This window comes from Synechococcus sp. R55.8, from assembly GCF_047461895.1.
Taxonomy (GTDB): Bacteria; Cyanobacteriota; Cyanobacteriia; order Thermostichales; family Thermostichaceae; genus Thermostichus.
On sequence record NZ_JANSIB010000187.1, the window covers coordinates 1 to 931 of the forward strand.

Below are 931 nucleotides of genomic sequence, written 5' to 3' on the forward strand. Positions count from 1 at the left end.
GTTGGAGCTCCCGGCACTGCACGAATCGGTGATAATATTCCTACCTCTCATTCCTACCCCGGTGGGTGCCGACCATGCCAGATTTTCTGCCCTACGCCTACTTTCAGGGCCAGATTGTCCCCTTTGCTGAGGCGAAGATCTCCATTGCCACCCATGCTCTGCACTACGGGACAGCGGCGTTCGGCGGCCTACGCGGGATCCCTGATCCGCAAAACCCGGATCAAGTTCTGGTGTTCCGTCTGGATCGCCATTGCCGACGACTGAGTCAAAGCGCCCGCCTGCTCTGTTTTGATCTCCCTGCTGAACGGATTGAGCAGGTGATCGTCGAGCTGATCCGAAAAAACCGTCCCTCCACGTCTTTCTACATCCGCCCCTTGGTGTACACCTCCGACCTAGGCATCTCGCCGCGGCTGCACAACATTGAGAAAGACTTTTTCGTGTACGGCTTGGAACTGGGGGACTACCTCTCGCCAGAGGGAGTCAGTTGCCGCATCAGCTCTTGGGCCCGGCAAGAGGATCGCAGCCTACCATTGCGGGGCAAGATCACCGGCGCCTACATCACTTCCTCTTTGGCCAAAACCGAGGCGGCGCAGGCTGGCTATGACGAGGCCATTTTGATGAACTCCCAGGGCAAAGTGAGCGAAGCCTCGGGCATGAACATCTTCATCGTGCGCAATGGCGTGCTGATTACCCCCAGCTTCGACCAAGATATCTTGGAAGGGATCACCCGCGACAGTGTCCTCACCCTGGCCCGTGATCTGGGGATCCCTACCCAAGAACGGCCCGTTGACAAATCGGAGCTATTGATTGCTGACGAGGCCTTTTTAACCGGCACTGCTGCCAAGATCACCCCCATTCGCCAGATCGAGCAGTACGTCCTGCCCCCCTCCCGCCCCATCACCGAGCAGTTGCGGCAGAAGCTGACGGCAAT

Annotated in this window: 1 protein-coding gene; it reads left to right on the top strand. The window is 58.2% G+C overall.

Annotated elements, in window-relative coordinates:
- Positions 1-74: 74 nt before the first annotated feature.
- On the top strand, positions 75-931 hold an 857-nt coding region (locus tag NW829_RS12280; protein WP_414417204.1), incomplete at its 3' end, for a branched-chain amino acid transaminase.